Source organism: Mixta theicola (assembly GCF_002895925.1).
GTDB classification, from domain to species: domain Bacteria; phylum Pseudomonadota; class Gammaproteobacteria; order Enterobacterales; family Enterobacteriaceae; genus Mixta; species Mixta theicola.
In genome coordinates this window covers 148,561-168,972 of sequence record NZ_NWUO01000001.1, presented here as the reverse complement: position 1 = coordinate 168,972, position 20,412 = coordinate 148,561, and the positions used below count along the sequence as shown (strand labels likewise).

General features: G+C 56.6%; 21 protein-coding genes. 16 read left to right on the top strand and 5 right to left on the bottom strand.

Going from position 1 to position 20,412, the window contains the following annotated elements; genetic code table 11:
• Nucleotides 1–121 precede the first annotated feature (121 nt).
• From flgN to flgA, 3 genes are all read right to left on the bottom strand, one after another.
• Nucleotides 122–553, bottom strand: coding sequence for a flagellar export chaperone FlgN (gene flgN / locus COO59_RS00860; protein ID WP_103057950.1), 432 nt, complete (start codon nt 551–553; stop codon nt 122–124).
• Nucleotides 554–558: 5 nt separating this feature from the next.
• A complete protein-coding gene (gene flgM, locus COO59_RS00855; protein ID WP_103057949.1) occupies nt 559–858 on the bottom strand; it encodes a flagellar biosynthesis anti-sigma factor FlgM in 300 nt (99 codons plus the stop codon).
• Between the two features lie 102 nt (nt 859–960).
• The gene (gene flgA, locus COO59_RS00850; RefSeq protein ID WP_103057948.1) at nt 961–1,620 is read right to left on the bottom strand and encodes a flagellar basal body P-ring formation chaperone FlgA; all 660 of its coding nucleotides are present in this window, start codon (nt 1,618–1,620) and stop codon (nt 961–963) included.
• A gap of 157 nt (nt 1,621–1,777) precedes the next feature.
• Between flgA and flgB the strand changes: the two genes are divergently transcribed.
• The 11 genes from flgB to flgL all read left to right on the top strand — a co-directional run bounded on the left by flgB (nt 1,778) and on the right by flgL (nt 11,727).
• Complete coding sequence (gene flgB / locus COO59_RS00845; RefSeq protein WP_103058252.1) at nt 1,778–2,191, top strand: flagellar basal body rod protein FlgB; 414 nt, start codon at nt 1,778–1,780, stop codon at nt 2,189–2,191.
• A gap of 3 nt (nt 2,192–2,194) precedes the next feature.
• Nucleotides 2,195–2,599, top strand: coding sequence for a flagellar basal body rod protein FlgC (gene flgC / locus COO59_RS00840; protein WP_103057947.1), 405 nt, complete (start codon nt 2,195–2,197; stop codon nt 2,597–2,599).
• Between the two features lie 12 nt (nt 2,600–2,611).
• The gene (gene flgD, locus COO59_RS00835) at nt 2,612–3,286 is read left to right on the top strand and encodes a flagellar hook assembly protein FlgD (RefSeq protein WP_103057946.1); all 675 of its coding nucleotides are present in this window, start codon (nt 2,612–2,614) and stop codon (nt 3,284–3,286) included.
• 29 nt (nt 3,287–3,315) lie between these two features.
• Entirely contained in the window at nt 3,316–4,515 is a 1,200-nt protein-coding gene (gene flgE / locus COO59_RS00830) for a flagellar hook protein FlgE (protein WP_103057945.1), read from the top strand.
• 21 nt (nt 4,516–4,536) lie between these two features.
• Nucleotides 4,537–5,295, top strand: a complete 759-nt coding sequence (locus tag COO59_RS00825; RefSeq protein WP_103057944.1) for a flagellar basal body rod protein FlgF — start codon at nt 4,537–4,539, stop codon at nt 5,293–5,295.
• A gap of 17 nt (nt 5,296–5,312) precedes the next feature.
• Nucleotides 5,313–6,095: a flagellar basal-body rod protein FlgG gene (flgG, locus tag COO59_RS00820; RefSeq protein WP_103057943.1), complete on the top strand. Its 783-nt coding sequence runs from the start codon at nt 5,313–5,315 to the stop codon at nt 6,093–6,095.
• Between the two features lie 134 nt (nt 6,096–6,229).
• Nucleotides 6,230–6,886 carry a flagellar basal body L-ring protein FlgH gene (gene flgH, locus COO59_RS00815; RefSeq protein WP_409371623.1) on the top strand — a complete coding sequence of 219 codons (657 nt, stop codon included), beginning with the start codon at nt 6,230–6,232 and terminating at the stop codon, nt 6,884–6,886.
• Between the two features lie 9 nt (nt 6,887–6,895).
• Nucleotides 6,896–8,005, top strand: coding sequence for a flagellar basal body P-ring protein FlgI (locus tag COO59_RS00810; protein ID WP_103057942.1), 1,110 nt, complete (start codon nt 6,896–6,898; stop codon nt 8,003–8,005).
• Entirely contained in the window at nt 8,005–8,973 is a 969-nt protein-coding gene (gene flgJ / locus COO59_RS00805; protein WP_103057941.1) for a flagellar assembly peptidoglycan hydrolase FlgJ, read from the top strand. The genes COO59_RS00810 and flgJ overlap by 1 nt, the downstream gene beginning before the upstream one ends.
• A gap of 125 nt (nt 8,974–9,098) precedes the next feature.
• Nucleotides 9,099–10,736 carry a flagellar hook-associated protein FlgK gene (flgK, locus tag COO59_RS00800; protein WP_103057940.1) on the top strand — a complete coding sequence of 546 codons (1,638 nt, stop codon included), beginning with the start codon at nt 9,099–9,101 and terminating at the stop codon, nt 10,734–10,736.
• 25 nt (nt 10,737–10,761) lie between these two features.
• Entirely contained in the window at nt 10,762–11,727 is a 966-nt protein-coding gene (gene flgL, locus COO59_RS00795) for a flagellar hook-associated protein FlgL (RefSeq protein ID WP_103057939.1), read from the top strand.
• 257 nt (nt 11,728–11,984) lie between these two features.
• On the opposite strand, the gene rne is transcribed toward flgL, so the two are convergent.
• Complete coding sequence (rne, locus tag COO59_RS00790; protein WP_103057938.1) at nt 11,985–15,350, bottom strand: ribonuclease E; 3,366 nt, start codon at nt 15,348–15,350, stop codon at nt 11,985–11,987.
• Nucleotides 15,351–15,922: 572 nt separating this feature from the next.
• Here rne and rluC point away from each other — a divergent pair.
• Nucleotides 15,923–16,876, top strand: a complete 954-nt coding sequence (gene rluC, locus COO59_RS00785; RefSeq protein ID WP_103057937.1) for a 23S rRNA pseudouridine(955/2504/2580) synthase RluC — start codon at nt 15,923–15,925, stop codon at nt 16,874–16,876.
• Between the two features lie 69 nt (nt 16,877–16,945).
• Here the strand turns inward: rluC and COO59_RS00780 are convergent, their stop codons facing one another.
• Nucleotides 16,946–17,536, bottom strand: a complete 591-nt coding sequence (locus COO59_RS00780) for a Maf family protein (RefSeq protein ID WP_165786469.1) — start codon at nt 17,534–17,536, stop codon at nt 16,946–16,948.
• Between the two features lie 142 nt (nt 17,537–17,678).
• On the opposite strand from COO59_RS00780, the gene yceD reads away from it, so the two are divergent.
• Genes yceD through COO59_RS00760 form a run of 4 tightly spaced genes read left to right on the top strand, consistent with a single transcriptional unit; the run spans nt 17,679 to nt 20,406 of the window.
• Nucleotides 17,679–18,200 (top strand): 23S rRNA accumulation protein YceD, encoded by a 522-nt coding sequence (gene yceD / locus COO59_RS00775; protein WP_103057935.1) that lies wholly within the window; start codon nt 17,679–17,681, stop codon nt 18,198–18,200.
• Nucleotides 18,201–18,214: 14 nt separating this feature from the next.
• Complete coding sequence (gene rpmF, locus COO59_RS00770) at nt 18,215–18,385, top strand: 50S ribosomal protein L32 (protein ID WP_038626789.1); 171 nt, start codon at nt 18,215–18,217, stop codon at nt 18,383–18,385.
• Nucleotides 18,386–18,411: 26 nt separating this feature from the next.
• Entirely contained in the window at nt 18,412–19,446 is a 1,035-nt protein-coding gene (gene plsX, locus COO59_RS00765) for a phosphate acyltransferase PlsX (protein WP_103057934.1), read from the top strand.
• A 6-nt stretch (nt 19,447–19,452) separates the two neighbouring features.
• Entirely contained in the window at nt 19,453–20,406 is a 954-nt protein-coding gene (locus COO59_RS00760; protein ID WP_103057933.1) for a beta-ketoacyl-ACP synthase III, read from the top strand.
• The last annotated feature ends 6 nt before the right edge of the window (nt 20,407–20,412 follow it).

The following is a 20,412-nucleotide window of genomic DNA, read 5'->3' as shown; positions in this document are numbered from 1 at the left end:
GGAAGCTAAACCGGTGGGTTAATCGCGGTGAAATTCAACCCGCCGGAAGCTAAACCGGTGGGTTAATCGCGGTGAAATTCAACCCGCCGGAAGCTAAACCGGTGGGTTAATTGCGGTGGACTTAAACGCGACGCGAGTGAAAGCCGCCTGAGGTCGCCTGACCGTCCGGGCCGTAAAACGCCTGACTCTGGTGCGGTTTTAACAGCGCCAGCGCCTTATCGTTGTATCCCATCTGCTGATTTAACAGCATCCCGTTATGGGTATTGTTGTCGCGCAGCTGACGCGTGCGCTGCTCAATAGCCTGCCAGCGGCGAGCCAGCTCCGGCTGAGCAGGATAGGGCGCCTGAATACGGTACTGTTTTTCTGATTCCCGCCGGATACCGTCAAGATAGTTCAGCGTGGTCAGCAATGAACTTTTATCTTCGGTAATACGCTGTAGCAGGCTGCTGTTAATGAGGCCGGCAGAGAGCTGCTCGTGTTCTTCCTTCATTATATTGCTCAGCGAACCGAGCACTTCCTGCATTTTATCCAGCGCGGTAATCAGGCTATTCATAGCGGTTATTTATCCTGTAAATAAGATTTCGCTTCCTGAATCAGGGCATCGGCGATTTTGCCGGTATCCATTTTCAGTTCGCCATTGCGAATGGCGGTTTTCAGTTGCTCAACGCGGGCGGTATTAATATCTTTACCGTCCGATGTCATCAGCTGGGACTGCGCCCCGCTCAGGTTAACCTGCGCTGCGCCGGCGGACGCCGTAGGGCTGGCCGTCTGACGAACCTTTGCGCCGCCGTTATCGTTAGTTTCACGTGGCTGAACGGTACTGACGGGCTGCGAAGCTTTAGTTTTGTCGATGCTCATGGTCTGGCTCCTGTAAATTCAGGCGTTAATGCGGCCTGATAGGCAAAGAGTACAATGTATGTTGATCCCACTATCGGCAACTCAACAGCCATCTTTAGCAGTTTACAGAGATATAAGAATATTCCCATCTGCGCTCACGTTGCCACTTACTATTTGACCATTCCCCATGCGCACCCGAACCCGCTGCATTGCCGTGGCGTTATTTAGCGCACGCCCCTCGCTGCTAACGTTAAAACCGTCGCCCTGTGCGATCACTATTACCGGCTGGCCAGCTTTTACGCGCCAGGCCTGACGCACCATTGAGAGCGTTAACGGCTGATCCGGTAAAATATCGCGTACGCTTACGGCTTCTACTATTTGTTGCGGATCCAACACCGCCCGCGCGGGCAGGGTATCAAGTCGCCCCTGCTTAATCACGATGTCACCCGCCGTTAAGGCGCTGCCGCGCGGGATCTGACGATTGGCTACCACATAGTCGCCGGTAACCTGCACTTCCACCTGCAGATAGCGTCGCTCCCGATCGCAGTTCGCCGCCACGCTCATATTGCCCCACAAACGACTGTTGCCCGGCAGGCTGAACTGCGGCGTCGCGCACGGCGGCCACTGCTGTTCCGGGGTGCGTACCACCACATTCATACCGGCGGCATGCAGCGGATCGCGCGTTTTAAAAAACTGGTTGAGCTGCGCGCTAAGATCGTCTGCCCGTACCGGCATGACCAGTAAGGTCAGTATCGTACCCAGCCACAACGTCATTATCCGCATCTTGTTTATCCCCATCCTGACTCATGGCGCTGATTCTACCCGCGCGTGCAATTTTTCAAGGCAAAAAATAGCGATGCTTTTTAGCGCTATTCCGGCGATAGCTTTTGCCGCGCCCGATTATGCTGACAGCTCAAAATTTTCACTTCCGGAGGGGAGCATGCTCGACAAACTGGATGCAGCTCTGCAGTTCGGCACCGAAGCGCTAAATCTGCGGGCTCAGCGTCAGGAAATCCTGGCATCCAACATCGCTAACGCCGATACGCCGGGCTACCAGGCCCGCGATATCGATTTTGCCAGCGAGCTTAACCGCGCGCTGGAGAAAGGGCGGGCGCAGGGTTCTGGCCTGTCGCTGGCGGTGACGTCGGCACGCCACATTCCTGCGCAGACCGCGACGCCGCCGTCAATGGACCTGCTGTATCGCATTCCCGATCAGCCGTCGATGGATGGCAACACGGTCGATATGGACCGTGAGCGTACGCAGTTTGCGGATAACAGCCTGAAATATCAAACCGACCTCACGCTTATCAGTAGCCAGATTAAAGGCATGATGAGCGTGCTGCAGGGACAATAACCGATGGCACTGCTTAATATTTTTGATATCGCCGGTTCGGCGATGGCTGCACAGTCACAGCGTTTAAACGTGGCCGCCAGTAACCTGGCCAACGCCGACAGCGTAACCGGTCCTGACGGCCAGCCTTATGTCGCCAAACAGGTGGTATTCCAGGTCGATGCTGCCCCAGGGCAGGCCACCGGCGGCGTACGCGTTGCGCAGGTTGTTGAGGATCAGAGCCCGGCGAAGCTGGTGTTTGAGCCGGGCAACCCGATGGCGGACGCCAGGGGCTACGTCAAGATGCCCAATGTTGACGTGGTTAGCGAGACGGTAAACAGCATGGCGGCGTCGCGCAGCTATCAGGCGAACGTTGAAGTGCTAAACACCGTCAAGTCAATGATGATGAAAACCCTGACCATTGGTCAATAACGGAGAATAACCATGGGCTTAGCCGTTGGCGTAAATGAAAAGATCGATCCCAGTGTATTGACCAATACCACTAGCGCATCGAGCAGCAGCAGCGCAACCGATCTACAGAGTAACTTTTTGACGTTGCTGGTGGCGCAGTTAAAAAACCAGGATCCCACCAATCCGATGGAAAACAACGAGCTGACCACGCAGCTGGCGCAGATCAATACCGTCAGCGGTATCGAGAAGCTGAACACCACGCTGGGTTCGATCTCCGGTCAGATCAACAGTAACCAGTCGGTACAGGCTTCCACCCTGATCGGTCATGGCGTGATGGTGCCGGGCACCCAGATCCTGGCGGGCAGCGGCGATACGACGCCGTTTGGCGTTGAGCTGACGCGTGCTTCAACCTCCACCACCGCGACCATCACCGACAGTAGCGGCAAAGTGGTGCGGACTATCGACCTCGGCAAACTGACCGCCGGCGTTCATACCTTCTCATGGGATGGCACCTTAACGGACGGCACCAGCGCAACGGATGGCAAATATAACGTTTCGATCGCCGCCAGCGACGGGACGGAGCAACTGGTGGCGCAGCCACTGAATTACGCCTTAGTGAACGGTGTGACCACCGATTCCAGCGGGGCAGTACTCGACCTCGGGACGATGGGCACTTCCACGCTCGATAAAATTCGTCAGATTCTCTGATACGACACTAATTTACTCAGGAGTGACACATGGGCTTTTCACAAGCGGTCAGCGGTTTAAACGCGGCCTCCAGTAACCTCGACGTTATCGGCAACAACATTTCCAACTCCGCGACGGCGGGCTTTAAATCCAGCACCGTCTCTTTTTCCGATATGTTTGCCGGTTCAAAAGTGGGCATGGGCGTAAAAGTCGCGGGCGTTATTCAGGACTTTAACGACGGCACCACCACCACCACCAGCCGTGGTCTTGATGTGGCCATCAGCCAGCAGGGCTTTTTCCGCATGGCCGATGACAGCGGCGCGGTTTACTACAGCCGTAACGGCCAGTTCACGCTGGATGAGAACCGCAACATCGTCAACATGCAGGGCATGAAGCTGACCGGTTATCCGGTAGCGGGCACCCCGCCGACCGTACAGACCGGCGCTAACCCGGTAGCGCTCAGCGTGCCGACCACCCAGATGACCGCTAAACGCACCGAGAGCGGTACGCTGGTTGCGAACCTTAACTCATCCGATGGCACCAAAGTTGACGCTGATTTCGACAGCACCGACGCCACCAGCTACAACGCCAAGTCTTCGATGACGACGTTTGACTCGCTGGGCAACGCGCACACTATCGACCTGTACTTCGTGAAAACGGCGGACAACAGCTGGAGCGTGCACCCGATCGACTCCAGCAGCGGCACCGCGACTACGCCGTTCACCATGAATTTTAACCCCAGCGGCGTAATGACTTCCACCGCCAGCCAGACCATTTCTATGGGCGCGCTGAACGGCTCTAACGCACAGACCTTTACGCTGGACTTTACCGGCAGTATGCAGCAGAACACCGGCGCCAACACCTTTGGTAACCCGGTACAGGATGGTTACAAGCCGGGCGACCTGGTGAGCTACCAGATCAACGATGACGGCACGGTAGTGGGCAACTACTCCAACGAAAAAACCCAGGTACTGGGACAGATCGTTCTGGCGAACTTCGCTAACGCCGAAGGCCTGAAATCAGAAGGCGATAACGTCTGGTCATCAACGGCTTCTTCTGGTCAGCCGCTGGTAGGCCTGGCAGGCACCGGTAACCTCGGTACCCTGACCGCAGGCGCGCTGGAGTCTTCTAACGTCGATTTGAGTAAAGAGCTGGTGAACATGATTGTGGCGCAGCGTAACTATCAGTCGAACGCGCAGACCATCAAAACGCAGGATCAGATCCTCAACACGCTGGTTAACCTGCGTTAATACGGCTGACGGGAGAGCGCTATGGATCACGCTATTTATACCGCCATGGGCGCGGCAAGCCAGACGCTCAATATGCAGGCGGTCACGGCCAACAACCTGGCCAACGCCTCAACGCCGGGCTTTCGCGCTCAGCTCAATGCGCTGCGCGCGGTGCCGGTAGAAGGCTTATCGCTGCCGACGCGTACGCTGGTAACCGCCTCGACGCCGGGCTCCGATATGACGCAGGGCGCGCTCGATTATACGCAGCGTCCGCTCGACGTCGCGGTACAGCAGGATGGCTGGCTGGCGGTACAAACGGCAGATGGCACCGAAGCCTATACCCGCAACGGTAATATGCAGATTAGTCCCACCGGGGAGCTGACCATTCAGGGGCACCCGGTGATGGGCGACGGCGGTCCGATTGCGGTGCCGCAGGCGGCAGAAATCACCATTGCGGCTGACGGCACCATTACCGCGCTGAATCCGGGCGATGAGCCCAACGCGACGGTACAGCTGGGACGTTTAAAGCTGGTGAAGGCGACGGGGCAGGAAGTGGTACGCGGCGATGACGGACTGTTTCGTCTGAACGCGGCGGCACAGGCCCAACGTGGCGCGGTGCTGCAAAACGACCCGACGGTGCAGGTGATGCCTGGGGTACTGGAAGGCAGCAACGTAAAGCCGGTCGAAACCATGGTTGACATGATTGCCAACGCTCGCCGCTTTGAGATGCAGATGAAAGTGATCTCCAGCGTCGATGAAAACGAACAACGTGCCAATCAGCTGCTCAATATGAGCAGCTAAGGCAAGAGGAAAACAGCATGATCAGCTCCTTATGGATCGCCAAAACCGGTCTTGACGCCCAGCAAACCAATATGGACGTCATCTCCAACAACCTGGCAAACGTCAGCACCAACGGTTTTAAGCGTTCACGTGCGGTATTTGAAGATTTGATGTATCAGACCATGCGTCAGCCGGGCGCTCAGTCTTCTGAGCAAACCACGCTGCCGTCTGGCCTGCAGATCGGTACCGGCGTGCGTCCGGTAGCCACCGAGCGTCTGCACACTCAGGGTAACCTGTCGAAAACCGACAACTCGAAAGATGTGGCGATTAACGGACAGGGCTTTTTCCAGGTGCAGTTGCCGGACGGTACGTCGGCCTACACCCGTGACGGCTCGTTCCAGGTCGATCAGAACGGCCAGCTGGTGACCAACGCCGGTTTCCCGGTACAGCCCGGCATTACCATTCCGGCGAACGCCCTGAGCATTACTATCGGACGTGACGGCGTGGTGAGCGTGACCCAGCAGGGCCAGACGCAGCCGGTGCAGGTTGGACAGCTGACGCTGAGCACCTTTATCAACGATACCGGCCTCGAAAGCGTGGGTGAAAATCTCTACAAGGAAACCCAGGCTTCCGGCGCGCCGACCGACAGCACGCCTGGCCTGAACGGCGCCGGCCTGCTGTATCAGGGTTATGTTGAAACCTCTAACGTCAACGTGGCGGAAGAGCTGGTCAGCATGATCCAGACGCAGCGCGCTTATGAAATCAACAGTAAAGCCATTACCACCTCCGATCAGATGCTGCAGAAACTGACGCAGGTATAACGGTAGTAAGCGCGCTCAGTCGCGGACTGGCGGAGCCCCGGCTCCGCCAAATTAAGTTAAATAATGCAATGAAAGGTATACACGTCGTGGCGAAGCAATTCACTTTTAAGCCTGGACATTTGGTTATCGCAGCGATGCTGATAACCCTTAACGGTTGCGCCCTTGTTCCCCGTACACCGCTGGTCACCGGCCCGACAACGGCTCAGCCGTTGCCCGCTTCGCCACCCGTGGTTAACGGCTCTATTTTCCAGGGGGTGATGCCAATGAATTACGGCTATCAGCCTCTGTTTGAGGATCGTCGTCCGCGCAATATCGGCGACACGCTGACTATCGTGCTGCAAGAAAACGTCAGCGCCAGTAAGAGCTCCTCAGCTAACGCCAGCCGTGACGGCAGCAGCAGCGTCGGCCTGACCGCCGTGCCGCGTGCCCTTGAAGGTCTGCTGGGTGGCGATAAGACCTCGCTTAGCGGCGAAGGCAAAAATGATTTCGCTGGTAAAGGCGGCGCCTCGGCCAACAACACCTTCACCGGCACGATTACTGTTACCGTCAATCAGGTGCTGCCAAACGGCAACCTGAACGTCGTCGGTGAGAAACAGATTGAGATTAACCAGGGCACCGAATTTATTCGCTTCTCTGGCGTGGTCAACCCGCGCACCATCAGCGGTAACAACAGCGTGGTGTCCACGCAGGTGGCAGATGCCCGTATCGAATATGTCGGTAACGGTTATATCAACGAAGCGCAGAACATGGGTTGGCTGCAGCGCTTCTTCCTGAACATCTCACCGATGTAAGAGGCTTTTATGGCACAGTCACGCATTATTCATATGGCGCTCTCCCTGCTGCTGCTGAGCATCAGCACGCTGGCCAGCGCCGATCGCATCCGCGATCTCACCACGGTCCAGGGCGTCCGTGATAACCAGCTGATCGGCTATGGGCTGGTCGTTGGGCTGGATGGCACCGGTGACCAGACGGCGCAAACGCCGTTTACCACCCAGTCGCTGAACAACATGCTGTCACAGCTGGGCATTACCGTACCGTCCGGCACCAATATGCAGCTGAAAAACGTGGCGGCGGTGATGGTAACCGCTAACCTGCCGGCCTTTGGCCGTCAGGGACAGCAGATCGACGTAGTGGTTTCCTCGCTGGGCAACGCCAAAAGCCTGCGCGGCGGTACGCTGATTATGACGCCGCTGAAAGGCGTCGATAACCAGGTTTACGCGCTGGCGCAGGGTAATATTCTGGTCGGCGGCGCGGGCGCGGCGGCAGGCGGCTCCAGCGTTCAGGTTAACCAGCTGAACGGCGGTCGCATTACCGGCGGCGCGACCATTGAACGCGAAATGCAGAGTAATTTCGGTACTCAGGGCACCCTGAACCTGCAGCTGAACGAAGAAGATTTCAGCATGGCTCAGCGCATCAGCGATGCCATTAACGGACGCGGCTACGGTTCGGCACAGGCGCTGGACGCCCGTACCGTTCAGATACGCATGCCGATGAACAACAGTTCGCAGGTGCGTCTGCTGGCCGATATTCAGAATATCGACGTTTCCGTACCGATTCAGGACGCGAAAGTGATCATTAACTCACGCACCGGCTCGGTGGTGATGAACCGTGAAGTGACGCTTAGCTCTTGTGCGGTCGCGCAGGGCAACCTGTCGGTGACCATTAACCAGCAGCAGAACGTCAGTCAGCCTGATACGCCGCTGGCCGGTGGGCAGACCGTGGTCACACCGCAAACCCAGATCGATATGCGCCAGGAAGGCGGCGCGCTGCAGCGCGTTAACGCCAGCGCCAACCTGAACAGCGTCGTGCGCGCCCTGAACGCGCTTGGCGCAACGCCGATGGATCTGATGTCGATTCTTCAGTCAATGCAGAGCGCGGGCTGTCTGCGCGCCAAACTGGAAATTATCTGATGAATGATACGCAATCTGTAATGAGCGCGGCTTACGACAGCCAGGCGCTCAACAGTCTGAAACGCCAGGCCAGCAGCGATCCGCAAGGCAAAGCGCTGCAGGTGGCGAAGCAGGTAGAAGGCATGTTTGTACAGATGATGCTGAAGAGTATGCGCCAGGCGCTGCCGCAGGAGGGCCTGCTCAGCACGGAACAGACGCGGATGTTCACATCAATGTATGACCAGCAGATTGCGCAGGAAATGGGAAATAAAGGGCTGGGGCTGGCTGACGTCATCGTGAAACAGATGATGCCAGCCCAGGCGCCGGATGAAAGCGCGGGCACCGTGCCGATGCCGCTCGATCGCTCGGTGGTGGTTAATACGCTGTTGCCACGGCAGCTGGAACAGATGCAGACGCAGATGGCGCAAATGGTACAGCGCGCGGTGCCTAAACTGCCGCAGCCGACCACCAGCGCGCCGCTGAGCGGCGACAGCAGCGACTTTATCGCCAAACTCACGCAGCCGGCGCAGCTTGCCAGCCAGCAGACCGGCATTCCTCATCAGCTGATCCTTGCGCAGGCGGCACTGGAATCGGGCTGGGGGCAGCGTCAGATCCTGACCGCAGACGGCAAGCCGAGCTATAACCTGTTCGGCATTAAGGCCACCGGCAGCTGGCAGGGTAAAACCACCGAAATCACCACTACCGAATATGAAAACGGCGTGGCGAAAAAAGTGAAGGCGGCGTTCCGTGTCTACGACTCCTATATCGATGCGTTAACGGACTACGCCAGTCTGCTGAGCAAAAATCCGCGTTATGCCAAAGTAACGACGGCAAAAACCGCGGAAGAGGGCGCGCATGCGCTGCAGGAAGCGGGCTACGCTACCGATCCGAAATATGCCAAAAAGCTGGTCGGTATGATTCAGCAGTTTAAAAACATGGGTGAAAAAGTCGCCAAAGCTTACGGCAGTGAATTAGGCGATCTGTTCTGATTTTTTACTCAAGTTTCACTTAAGCACGCCGATAACCAAAACAGGCCAGAAAGCGTCCCGTTACGCTTGCGGCACCCGATTTGTTGAATGCCGCCCGGTGCGTACCGGCGCAAAAAGGAACCGACATGTCCAGCTTAATTAACTCCGCAATGAGCGGGCTGAGCGCCGCGCAGGCTGCGCTGAATACCACCAGCAACAACATCAGCAATTACAATGTGACTGGTTATTCACGCCAGACGGCGGTACTGACCTCGCTGCCGAGCACCCTGAACGGCAGCAGCTATTACGGTAACGGCGTGACAGTCAGCAGCGTTCACCGCGAATATGACGAGTTTATTACCGGGCAGCTGCGCAGCGCCTCGGCGCAAAACAGCGCTATTACCACTCAGTACAGCCAGATTTCTAATATTGACGATTTGATGTCCTCTTCGTCGAACAGCCTTTCTACCACGCTGTCTGATTTCTTCACCAACGTTCAGAACGTGGTGAGCAACGCTGACGATCCTTCCGCGCGTCAGACCCTGCTGGGCAAGGCGGACGGGCTGGTTAACCAGTTTAAAGTCACCGATCAGTATCTGCGGAATATGGATGCCAGCATTAACACCAGCATCTCCTCTTCCGTGCAGCAGATTAATAGCTACTCCAGCCAGATTGCGACCCTGAATACCCAGATTGGCAAATTGCAGGCGGCAGGCGCCGGCGCCGATCCTAACAGCCTGCTGGATCAGCGCGACACGCTGGTGAGCAAGCTGAACGACCTGGTGGGCGTAAGCGTTTCGCAGCAGGACGGCAACTATATCGTCTCCATGTCCAATGGTCTGGCGCTGGTTAACGGCGCGGATACGCGTCAGCTGGTAGCCATGACCGCCAGCAGCGATCCGACTCGCACCACCGTTGGCTACGTTGATAAAACCGCCGGCAACGTTGAAATTCCGGAAAGCCTGGTCAGCACGGGTTCTTTAGGCGGCCTGCTGAAGTTCCGCACCGAAGATCTCGATTCGGCGCGCAATAAGCTTAATCAGCTGGCGCTGAACTTCGCCGACAGCTTTAACACGCAGCATAAACAGGGCTTCGACAGCGAAGGCAATGCCGGTACCGATTTCTTTGCTATCGGCGGTCCGACCGTGACAGGCAACAGTAAGAACAGTTCCAGCGTCTCCCTGAGCGCCAGCTGGAGCGATACCAGCAAGGCGCAGGCAACGGATTATAAAGTGAGCTGGGACGGCAGCAGCTGGAACGTTAAGCGTCTGTCTGATAACAGCAGCGTCAGCGCGTCGCTGGATGCCGACGGTAAGCTTAATTTCGATGGTCTGCAGATTACGCCATCCGGCACGCCTGCCGCCAATGACAGCTTTATCGTGAAGCCGGTCAGCGATGCGATCGTTAATATGGGCGTGCTGGTGACGAATGAATCGCAGATTGCCGCCGCAGGCGCTGCGGGCGGTGAAAGTGATAACCGTAACGCTCAAAAGCTGCTGGATTTACAGAGCGGTAACCTGGTAAACGGCAACGCCACGCTGGCGCAGGGCTATGCCAGCCTGGTGAGCGATATTGGTAACAAAACCAATACGCTGGAAACCACCAGCGAGACGCAGGGCAACGTGGTGACGCAGCTCACCAACCGTCAGCAGTCGGTATCGGGCGTTAACCTTGATGAAGAGTACGTGAACCTGCAGCGTTATCAGCAATATTACATGGCGAATGCGCAGGTTCTGCAGACAGCATCAGCAATTTTTGATGCCTTAATCAGCATCCGTGGCTAATTGAATTGATGAAGGAATAACCACTATGCGACTCAGTACCACCATGATGTATGACCAGCAGATGCGTGGCGTTACCAACGCCCAGTCGAGCTGGCTGAAAGCGGGCGAACAGCTCTCTACCGGCAAGCGGGTGATTAATCCGTCGGACGATCCGCTGGCCGCCGCGCAGGCGGTGGTGCTTTCCCAGGCGCAGGCGGAGAACAGCCAGTACCAGCTGGCGCGTGATTTCGCTACCCAGAGCGTGTCGCTGGAAGAAAGTACGCTGCAAAACGTCACCCAGGCGGTGCAGAGCGCTCAGTCGCTGTTGGTTGCAGCAGGCAACGGCTCGCTTTCTGATGATGACCGCGCCTCCTACGCCACGCAGCTGGAAGGCGTACGCGCTCAGCTGCTGAACCTGGCGAACAGCACCGATGGCAATGGCCGCTATATTTTTGCTGGCTATAAAAGCGACAGCGCGCCCTTTACCGAGGATGCCAACGGCAGCGTGGTTTATAACGGCGGCAGCGACGCGATTACGCAGAAAGTGGACGCCAGCCGCACCATGACCACCAGCCATACCGGTGAGCAGGTGTTTATGTCCATCACCAGCAATGCGGTTAAAGAACCGGATAACGGCACCAGCGAGAAAAATATTTTCACGACGCTGGATACCGCCATTAGCGCCCTGAAACAGCCGATCCAGAATAGCGATGATGCCACGAAGGCGGTTTCTAAAGATGCGCTGGATAAAGCGACGCGCGGCCTGAGCAACTCGTTGAACAACGTGCTGGCGGTGCGCTCAGAGCTGGGTACGCAGCTGGATGAACTGGATAAGCTGGATAGCCTGGGAGACGATCGCAGCACGCAGCAGGCGACAAAAATGAGCGCGCTGGTAGACGTCGATTACACCAGCGCAATTTCAAAATATACCATGCAGCAGCAGACGTTACAGGCCTCTTATCAGACCTTCAGCGATATGGCGAAGATGTCTCTGTTTCAAATGAACAGCTGAAAAATATAGTTTTGAACGTGCTTAAACCGGGCGCGTTCGCTTTTCCCGTCACCGATGGCTTATCGTCGCTGACGGGTTTTTTTTGCGCTAAAAACGGTGGGCGTAAGGATAGCGGGCAAGAAACAGGTGAGCGGGCAAGAAACAGGTGGACGGGCAAGAAACAGGCGAGCGGGCAAGAGATTAACCGGGAAGGAAGGCGGCTCGTTCCGCTCATAAAAAACCCCGGCCTGAGCCGGGGTGGATGGTCGCTCGCGCTATCAGGGTTTAGTGGCCGGAGCCGTTGCCTGATGTGTCGCGCTGTGGCCGCCGGCAGCGCCTTTTCCTTCAAACTGGAAGGGCGGACGCACCCAGTCGCTGTGACGCGGCGCTTCTGGCTGCCATGCCGGAGCCGGTGCTTTCGTCATCGGCGCGCTGGCATGGTATTTACCGGCCAGTAAAGACTGGCTGGCTGCTGGCGCTTCGTCGCGAGCCGGAACCGGCGCATGCGGTTCGCTAACCGGCAGCGTCTCTTCCGGCGCAACCGCTGGCGCATTCAGCACCTGCTCTACCTGGGCCGCGATGTCAGCGCTTACTTCATTGGCGCTGGCCTCGGCAACGGCGCTGGCTTGCTGCATAGCCGTTTCTGACGCCCGCTGCGCGGTTTCTACCGGCTCAGATTCTGCCTGAGTCGCTGCCGCTGGCGTGGCCTCGGCCTGACTGGCGTCGTCTGCCGACTGCGCCTGAGCCGCAACCTGAGCGGCACGTGCTTCGGCAGCGGCCGGGATCACGGCAGGCTCTTCATTTACCGGCACATCGATAGCCGAGGTGTCGTGCGTATCAACCGGCGTTACCGGCGCATCAGTCTGCTGCGGAGCAACTTCATGTACCGCATCCTGCGCGGAGTGCTGTTCAGCCTGCACAGGCTGAGCTGAAGGCTGCTCAGTCATCGTTTCGCTGGCGGCCGGTAAAGCAACGGCGGCAGCGGTTGCAACGCGGCTGTAGTCCGGCGTTTCCTGCGACATGTCAGCTGCCTGAGCGTTTTCGCCGTTGGCCTGAGCCACCGGATAGCGAACCCAGACTTTACCGGATGCCATTTCCGGCGAGGCGGCGGCACAGGCGATCGGCATCGGCGACTGCGTCGGATAACGCTCATCGCGGTAACGGCGACGGCGCTGGCCGCTTACGCGCAGGTGGCGCGGAGAACGGCGTGAGCGACGCGGCATATTGCCATTGTCACGGTTTTCCTGCTCTTCCTGCTGCTCTTCAGGCTGCATCTGCGCTTCTGGCGCGACGGCTTCAAACGTCGGCGCTTCTGTCGGCGCAGCTTTCTCTTCATTAACGGCTGGCTGAGTTTCAGCAACCGTTTCTGCGCTTACAACCCGCACTTTCTGCGCCAGCTGACGCGGCTTACGACGCGGCATTACCTGCACGCGCTCTTCCGCCGGGTTCTCTTCGCTTTCTTCAACAACGCTGGCTACCGGCTGCGGCTCTTGCTGAGCGGCGGCTTTCGCGGCTTCCTGCTGTTGACGACGCTCTTCCTGGCGGCGACGCTGGCGTTCGGCACGCTGTTCACGACGCTGCTGCTGCTGTTCTTCACGCTGCGCGCGCGCTTCATCAGACAGCGTATTTTGCGTCTCTTCGCGTACTTCAGCATTGGCTTGCTGACGTTTATTGTTACGGCGCGGTTCTTCACGCGCTTCACGGTTATCACGCGCCTGCTGCGGCGCGGTTTCCGCGTTGCGATCGCGATTACGGTCGCGGCGGTTGTTGTTGTTATTGTTGTTGCGGCGGTTGTTGCCAGAACGACGTTCACGCTGCTGCGTTGACTCGGACTCGCTGCTGGCAGGCTTATCCTGCTGCGGCTGCTCGGCTGCGGCTGGCGCGGCCGGTTCGGCTGCAAACAGCTTTTTCAGGCCGCCAAACAGACGTCCGATAATACCGGTTGACGCGGCAGGTTCCGCTGCGGCTTTCTGCGACGCGGCGGGCTGGGCTGGTTTATCGCTCTCAACGACGGTTTCCTGCGGGGCAGGCGGCGCATCCGGCATCGCAAAGGCGGCCAGCGCTGGCTGCTCAGGACGACGGCGTTCGGCCTGCTCATTTTCAGACGGCAGCGCCATCTCTGCTTCATGCAGTTTCGGCAGATGATAGCTGAGCGTTTGCGACTCTTCACCGCTGCGTACGCGCAGTACAGAGTAGTGCGGCGTTTGCATCTGATCGCTTGGGACGATAATCGCGCGCACGCCGCCCTGACGTTTTTCAATGGCGTTAACGGCGTCGCGTTTTTCGTTCAGCAGGTAGGACGCAATCGGCACCGGCACGATGGCGTGGACTTCTTTGGTGTTCTCTTTCAGCGCTTCTTCTTCAATCAGACGCAGAATAGAGAGCGACAGCGATTCGTTATCGCGAACGGTGCCGGTTCCGCTACAGCGCGGACAAACATGATGGCTCGATTCGCCCAGCGATGGGCTAAGACGCTGACGAGACATCTCCAGCAGGCCGAAGCGGGAGATATGGCTGATCTGGATACGGGCGCGATCCTGACGAACGGCCTCACGCAGGCGGTTTTCTACCGCGCGCTGATGGCGCACCGGCGTCATATCGATAAAGTCGATAACGATCAGGCCGCCAAGATCGCGCAGGCGCAGCTGACGCGCAATTTCGTCGGCAGCTTCAAGGTTGGTGTTAAACGCGGTCTCTTCGATATCGCCGCCGCGCGTGGCGCGAGCTGAGTTAATATCAATAGCGGTCAGCGCTTCGGTGCTGTCGATCACAATCGAGCCGCCGGAAGGCAGGCGCACTTCACGCTGGAAGGCCGATTCGATCTGGGATTCAATCTGGTAGTGGCTGAATAGCGGGATTTCACCGGTATACAGTTTAATTTTGCTGCTGAAATCAGGACGACCCAGGGCGGCGATATGCTGGCGCGCCAGATCCAACACCTTCGGGTTATCAATCAGGATTTCGCCAATGTCGGGGCGCAGATAGTCGCGGAAGGCGCGAACGATTACATTACTTTCCTGATGAATCAGGAAGGGCGCCGGGCGGTTTTCCGCCGCTTTTTTGATCGCTTCCCAGTGCTTCAGACGGAAGCTCAGATCCCACTGCAGCGCTTCTGCTGATTTGCCTACGCCGGCGGTACGCACGATTAAACCCATGCCTTCCGGCAGCTCAAGCGAAGAGAGCGCCTCTTTCAGCTCGGTGCGGTCGTCGCCTTCAATACGGCGTGAAATGCCGCCTGCGCGCGGATTATTCGGCATCAGTACCAGATAGCTGCCCGCCAGGCTGATAAAGGTAGTCAGGGCCGCGCCTTTATTGCCGCGCTCTTCTTTATCGATCTGAACGATGACTTCCTGACCTTCGCGCAATACGTCTTTAATATTGGGGCGGCCATGCGCGTTGTAGCTGGCAGGGAAATATTCGCGGGAAATTTCTTTAAGCGGAAGGAAACCGTGTCGTTCAGCGCCGTAATCAACAAATGCTGCTTCCAGACTCGGCTCAATGCGGGTGATCTTGCCTTTATAGATGTTCGCCTTTTTCTGTTCGTGTCCGGGGCTTTCAATATCCAGGTCGTACAGACGTTGTCCATCAACTAAGGCTACACGCAACTCCTCCTGCTGAGTTGCGTTTATTAACATTCTTTTCATCGTAACGTACTCGTTATTCTTACGTGAGTGACTAAGCTGCGGGCTAAGTAACACTGGACGAAGAATAACCGACGGCCCCGTGTCTTATCGCTTCATCGTCAACCTCACGGTTGTCGGTCGCTCAAGGGGCGCAAAAATCTCGGCAGCCTGTTTTTATAAGGAAAAACAGCGCTCGGATGAGGGAACCGCCACTGAATTTACCAGAGAGAGTCAATCCCGTCTTATCGTCCAGGCTGCAACCCGCAGCCCGCTAAATGCCTGATTTCACAATACGTCTTACGCCATTGCTGCGTGTATGCGCTATCCGGCAAAATTTCTTAATTCGCTATTTATAGTTTCCTGACGGTAAGCGCTCAGGAGACCGGGCCATTATTCCATTGCTAACCTTGTTATAGCAAGGTGACTTTTCAATACTGATAAACTTTCTTGCAGCATTACGCGTTCATTTTGCAGGCTTTTTCACCACCACTATAGAAAAGTATGAAGCAAACCGCAGAATTGGCGCTACGTTGTCAGTTAAGCACAGAAAAAGAAGTGGCGCTATTATCCGCCACTCATTAGAATCGCCGCCCATGAATATGAATACGCCATCGGTACAAATTGTCGCCATTTCCGCAGACGAAGCGGGACAGCGCATCGACAATTTTTTGCGCACGCAGCTTAAAGGCGTGCCAAAAAGCATGATTTATCGCATTTTGCGTAAAGGCGAAGTGCGGGTGAATAAAAAACGCATTAAGCCTGAGTATAAACTGCAGGCCGGAGATGAAGTGCGCATTCCTCCGGTGCGCGTCGCAGAGCGCGAGGAAGCCGCTATTTCGCCCAGGCTTGAGCGCGTAGCCAGCCTGACTGACGCTATTCTTTATGAGGATGAATATATCCTGGTATTGAATAAGCCGTCCGGTACGGCGGTGCACGGCGGCAGCGGATTAAGCTTCGGCGTGATTGAAGGGCTGCGCGCGCTGCGCCCGGAAGCCCGTTTCCTTGAGCTGGTGCATCGTCTTGACCGCGATACTTCCGGCGTGCTGCTGGTGGCGAAAAAACGCTCCGCGCTGCGTTCGCTGCACGAGCAGCTGCGTGAAAAAGGCATGCAGAAGGATTACCTGGCGCTGGTGCGCGGGCAGTGGCCTTCGCATATCAAAGCGGTGCAGGCGCCGCTGCTGAAAAACATTCTGCAAAGCGGCGAGCGCATCGTACGCGTAAGCAGCGAAGGGAAGCCTTCCGAGACGCGTTTTAAGGTGGAAGAACGCTATGCGTTTGCTACCCTGGTAAAGGCCAGCCCGGTAACCGGACGTACCCACCAGATTCGTGTTCATACGCAGCATGCCGGTCATCCGATCGCCTTTGACGATCGCTATGGCGAACGGGAGTTTGATAAGCAGTTAAGCGCGACCGGCCTGCGTCGTCTGTTCCTGCATGCGGCGGCGCTCACCTTTAATCATCCGCACAGCGGCGACAGAATGCGTATTGAAGCGCCGCTGGATGATGGGCTGAAACAGTGCCTGGCGGCATTGCGGAAACAGCCGTAAATCTCTGCGAAATAAGAACCTGATGCGGCCGCTTGCGCCGCATCAGGCTATAGCAAGCGCTCGCTCTGTTTATCGCGCCGTGGTCAAAGGATTGATGCCCACCTCACGCAGCATATCGCACAGCGCTATCAGCGGCAGCCCTGTCAACGTATTAGGATCGCGTCCTTCCAGCCGATCAAATAATGTAATCCCTAAACCTTCGCTTTTAAAACTGCCGGCACACTGTAACGGCTGTTCAAGAGTAACGTAGGCGTTAATTTCCGCCTCGCTTAAGGGACGAAACCAGACGCGGAACGTTTCATAAAGAGAGAGCAGGCGTTTTTGTTCAGCGCCATAAAGCGCCAGGCCGGTATAAAAGGTAATAACTTTTCCGCTGGCGGCGCGTAGCTGCGCGCGCGCATTTTCTTCCGTATGCGGCTTGCCGGTTATTTTTCCTCCCAGTACGCAAACCTGATCGGAGCCAATAATCCAGCCGTGCGGATAACGCGCCGCCAGCGCCTGCGCCTTGGCCTGCGCCAGCCTTTCCACCAGCTGCGGCGCGCTTTCATCAGGCAGCGGCGTTTCATCCGTCTCAGGCGCCGCGGTAATAAAAGAGAGGCCGAGTTTATTTAACAGCGCCTGACGAAATGGAGAGGTTGAAGCTAAAATCAGCTGAGTCATAATTTTTCAGTTAAAATATAGCGAATCGGATGCGGACATTTTAAACTGTTCGCCGCACTGGATGCGAATACCAAGTGAAAGATGCTGTTAAACAGCCTTTTTCTTTGACTCTCTGTCGTTACAAAGTTAATATGCGCGCCCTATGCAAAAGGTAAAATTACCCCTGACAATCGATCCGGTTCGCGCCGCTCAAAAACGCCTTGACTATGAAGGCGTGTATACGCCCGAACAGGTGGAGCGCGTGGCCGATACCGTTGTTAGTGTGGACAGTGATGTGCAATGCGTTATGTCGTTTGCCGTTGACAATCAGCGCCTGGCCGTTCTGAAAGGAACCGCTGACGTTAGCGTCACGCTGAGCTGCCAGCGCTGCAACAAGCCGTTTGCACATCAGGTTCACGTAACGTATTGCTTCAGTCCTGTCGCAGATGATGCGCAGGCTGATGCGTTGCCGGAAGCCTACGAGCCGATCGAAGTCAACGATTTCGGTGAAATCGATCTGCTGGCGGTGGTTGAAGATGAAATTATCCTCGCCCTGCCTGTAGTTCCGGTGCATGATTCTGAACACTGTGAAGTGTCCGACGCGGACATGGTCTTTGGCAAACTGCCTGAAGAGGCGGAAAAACCAAACCCATTCGCCGTATTAGCCAGTTTAAAGCGTAAGTAATAGGAGTAAGGTCCATGGCCGTACAACAGAATAAACCAACCCGTTCCAAGCGTGGCATGCGTCGTTCTCACGATGCGCTGACCACTTCCACTCTGTCCGTAGATAAAGTTTCTGGCGAAACTCATCTGCGTCACCACATCACTGCGGATGGCTACTACCGCGGTCGCAAGGTCATCGTTAAGTAATACTTGCGGCAACGCAAGGCGATACTTTGACACGTTTGACCCTGGCCATTGATGCTATGGGCGGGGACTTCGGTCCCTGCGTGACAGTGCCTGCAGCTTTGCAGGCACTGGCCTTACATTCGCAATTACAGCTTCTTCTGATCGGCGATCCCGCCGCTATCACGCCATTACTTGCTAAAGCTGATTCCGCTGTAACACGGCGTCTGCAGGTTATCCCTGCCGAATCGGTTATCGCCAGTGATGCCAAACTTTCTCAGGCTATCCGTCACAGCCGCGGTAGCTCTATGCGCATCGCGCTTGAGTTGGTTAAAGAAGGGAAGGCGCAGGCCTGCGTGAGCGCGGGTAATACCGGCGCATTAATGGGGCTGGCGAAACTTTTATTAAAACCGCTGGACGGCATTGAGCGCCCGGCGTTAACCACCGTGTTGCCGAATCAGCAGCGCGGTAATACGTTGGTGCTGGATTTAGGTGCTAACGTTGAGTCTGATAGTACCATGCTGGTGCAGTTTGCCATTATGGGGGCGGTGATGGCGGAAGAAGTCTTAGCTATTGAACGACCGCGTGTGGCATTGCTGAATATCGGCCAGGAAGAAACCAAAGGGCTGAATTCGATTCGTGAAGCCGCAGAACAGCTCAGGGCATCGCCGCAAATTAATTATATCGGCTACCTTGAGGGTAACGATCTGCTGACCGGTAAGACTGACGTGCTGGTTTGCGACGGTTTCGTGGGCAACGTCACGCTGAAAACCCTGGAAGGCGTGGTAAGGATGTTCCTTTCGCTGTTGAAACCATCAGGCGAAGGTAAAAAGCGGGCGTGGTGGATGAAACTGCTGAAGCGCTGGATTAAAAAACGTCTGGCTAAGCGTTTCGGTCATTTAAACCCCGACCAGTACAATGGCGCCTGTCTGTTAGGATTGCGTGGCACGGTCATTAAGAGCCACGGCGCGGCAAACCAACGCGCTTTTGCCGCAGCAATTGAACAGGCAGAGCAGGCGGTGCGGCGGCAAGTCCCGGAGCGGATTGCCGCGCGCTTAAAGGCTGTATTAGCCAGGAGTGATTGAGCGGACATGTATACCAAAATAATCGGTACGGGCAGCTATCTGCCCGCTCAGGTGCGGACTAACGCCGATCTGGAAAAAATGGTGGATACCTCGGACGAGTGGATTGTTACTCGTACCGGCATTCGTGAACGACGTATTGCCGCCCCCGACGAAACCGTTGCTACGATGGGATTTCAGGCCGCCGGGCGCGCGCTGGAAATGGCGGGCGTTGATAAAGACGATATCGGACTGATTATTGTTGCCACCACCTCAGGCAGCCATGCATTCCCCAGCTCAGCCTGTATGATCCAGAATATGCTGGAAATCAAAGACTGCGCGGCCTTCGATCTGGCAGCCGCCTGCGCCGGCTTTACCTATGGCCTGAGCGTTGCCGATCAATACATTAAAAACGGCGCGGTAAAACATGCGCTGGTGATTGGCGCCGATGTGCTGGCGCGCACGATCGATCCCAGCGATCGCGGCACGATTATTCTGTTTGGCGATGGCGCGGGCGCCGTCGTGCTTTCCGCCAGCGAAGAGCCTGGCATTATTTCTACTCATCTACACGCCGATGGCCGCTACGGTCAGCTGCTGACGCTGCCTTATCAGAACCGTGCGCAGCAGGATCAGCCAGCCTATCTCACCATGTCCGGTAACGAAGTGTTTAAGGTCGCCGTGACCGAACTGGCGCATATCGTTGATGAGACGCTGGCGGCCAATAACCTTGAGCGTGCCGAAATCGACTGGCTGGTGCCGCATCAGGCTAACCTGCGCATTATTAGCGCCACAGCGAAAAAGCTGGGTATGGGCATGGATAAAGTCGTCATTACGCTCGATCGTCATGGCAATACTTCCGCTGCTTCCGTACCGGCTGCGCTGGATGAAGCGGTGCGCGATGGGCGTATTAAGCCGGGCCAGCTGGTTCTGCTGGAAGCCTTTGGTGGTGGATTCACCTGGGGCTCGGCTCTGGTTCGTTTTTAACCGAAG

Coding starts and splice junctions, on each gene's coding strand:
- flgM (WP_103057949.1), bottom strand. CDS start 858: ATGAGCATCGACAAAACTAAAGCTTCGCAGCCCGTCAGTACCGTTCAG.
- COO59_RS00825 (WP_103057944.1), top strand. CDS start 4,537: ATGGATCACGCTATTTATACCGCCATGGGCGCGGCAAGCCAGACGCTC.
- COO59_RS00810 (WP_103057942.1), top strand. CDS start 6,896: ATGGCACAGTCACGCATTATTCATATGGCGCTCTCCCTGCTGCTGCTG.
- flgC (WP_103057947.1), top strand. CDS start 2,195: ATGGCACTGCTTAATATTTTTGATATCGCCGGTTCGGCGATGGCTGCA.
- rne (WP_103057938.1), bottom strand. CDS start 15,350: ATGAAAAGAATGTTAATAAACGCAACTCAGCAGGAGGAGTTGCGTGTA.
- flgG (WP_103057943.1), top strand. CDS start 5,313: ATGATCAGCTCCTTATGGATCGCCAAAACCGGTCTTGACGCCCAGCAA.
- rluC (WP_103057937.1), top strand. CDS start 15,923: ATGAATATGAATACGCCATCGGTACAAATTGTCGCCATTTCCGCAGAC.
- COO59_RS00780 (WP_165786469.1), bottom strand. CDS start 17,536: ATGACTCAGCTGATTTTAGCTTCAACCTCTCCATTTCGTCAGGCGCTG.
- flgB (WP_103058252.1), top strand. CDS start 1,778: ATGCTCGACAAACTGGATGCAGCTCTGCAGTTCGGCACCGAAGCGCTA.
- flgE (WP_103057945.1), top strand. CDS start 3,316: ATGGGCTTTTCACAAGCGGTCAGCGGTTTAAACGCGGCCTCCAGTAAC.
- flgA (WP_103057948.1), bottom strand. CDS start 1,620: ATGCGGATAATGACGTTGTGGCTGGGTACGATACTGACCTTACTGGTC.
- flgK (WP_103057940.1), top strand. CDS start 9,099: ATGTCCAGCTTAATTAACTCCGCAATGAGCGGGCTGAGCGCCGCGCAG.
- yceD (WP_103057935.1), top strand. CDS start 17,679: ATGCAAAAGGTAAAATTACCCCTGACAATCGATCCGGTTCGCGCCGCT.
- flgD (WP_103057946.1), top strand. CDS start 2,612: ATGGGCTTAGCCGTTGGCGTAAATGAAAAGATCGATCCCAGTGTATTG.
- flgN (WP_103057950.1), bottom strand. CDS start 553: ATGAATAGCCTGATTACCGCGCTGGATAAAATGCAGGAAGTGCTCGGT.
- flgL (WP_103057939.1), top strand. CDS start 10,762: ATGCGACTCAGTACCACCATGATGTATGACCAGCAGATGCGTGGCGTT.
- rpmF (WP_038626789.1), top strand. CDS start 18,215: ATGGCCGTACAACAGAATAAACCAACCCGTTCCAAGCGTGGCATGCGT.
- flgJ (WP_103057941.1), top strand. CDS start 8,005: ATGAATGATACGCAATCTGTAATGAGCGCGGCTTACGACAGCCAGGCG.
- flgH (WP_409371623.1), top strand. CDS start 6,230: ATGCTGATAACCCTTAACGGTTGCGCCCTTGTTCCCCGTACACCGCTG.
- COO59_RS00760 (WP_103057933.1), top strand. CDS start 19,453: ATGTATACCAAAATAATCGGTACGGGCAGCTATCTGCCCGCTCAGGTG.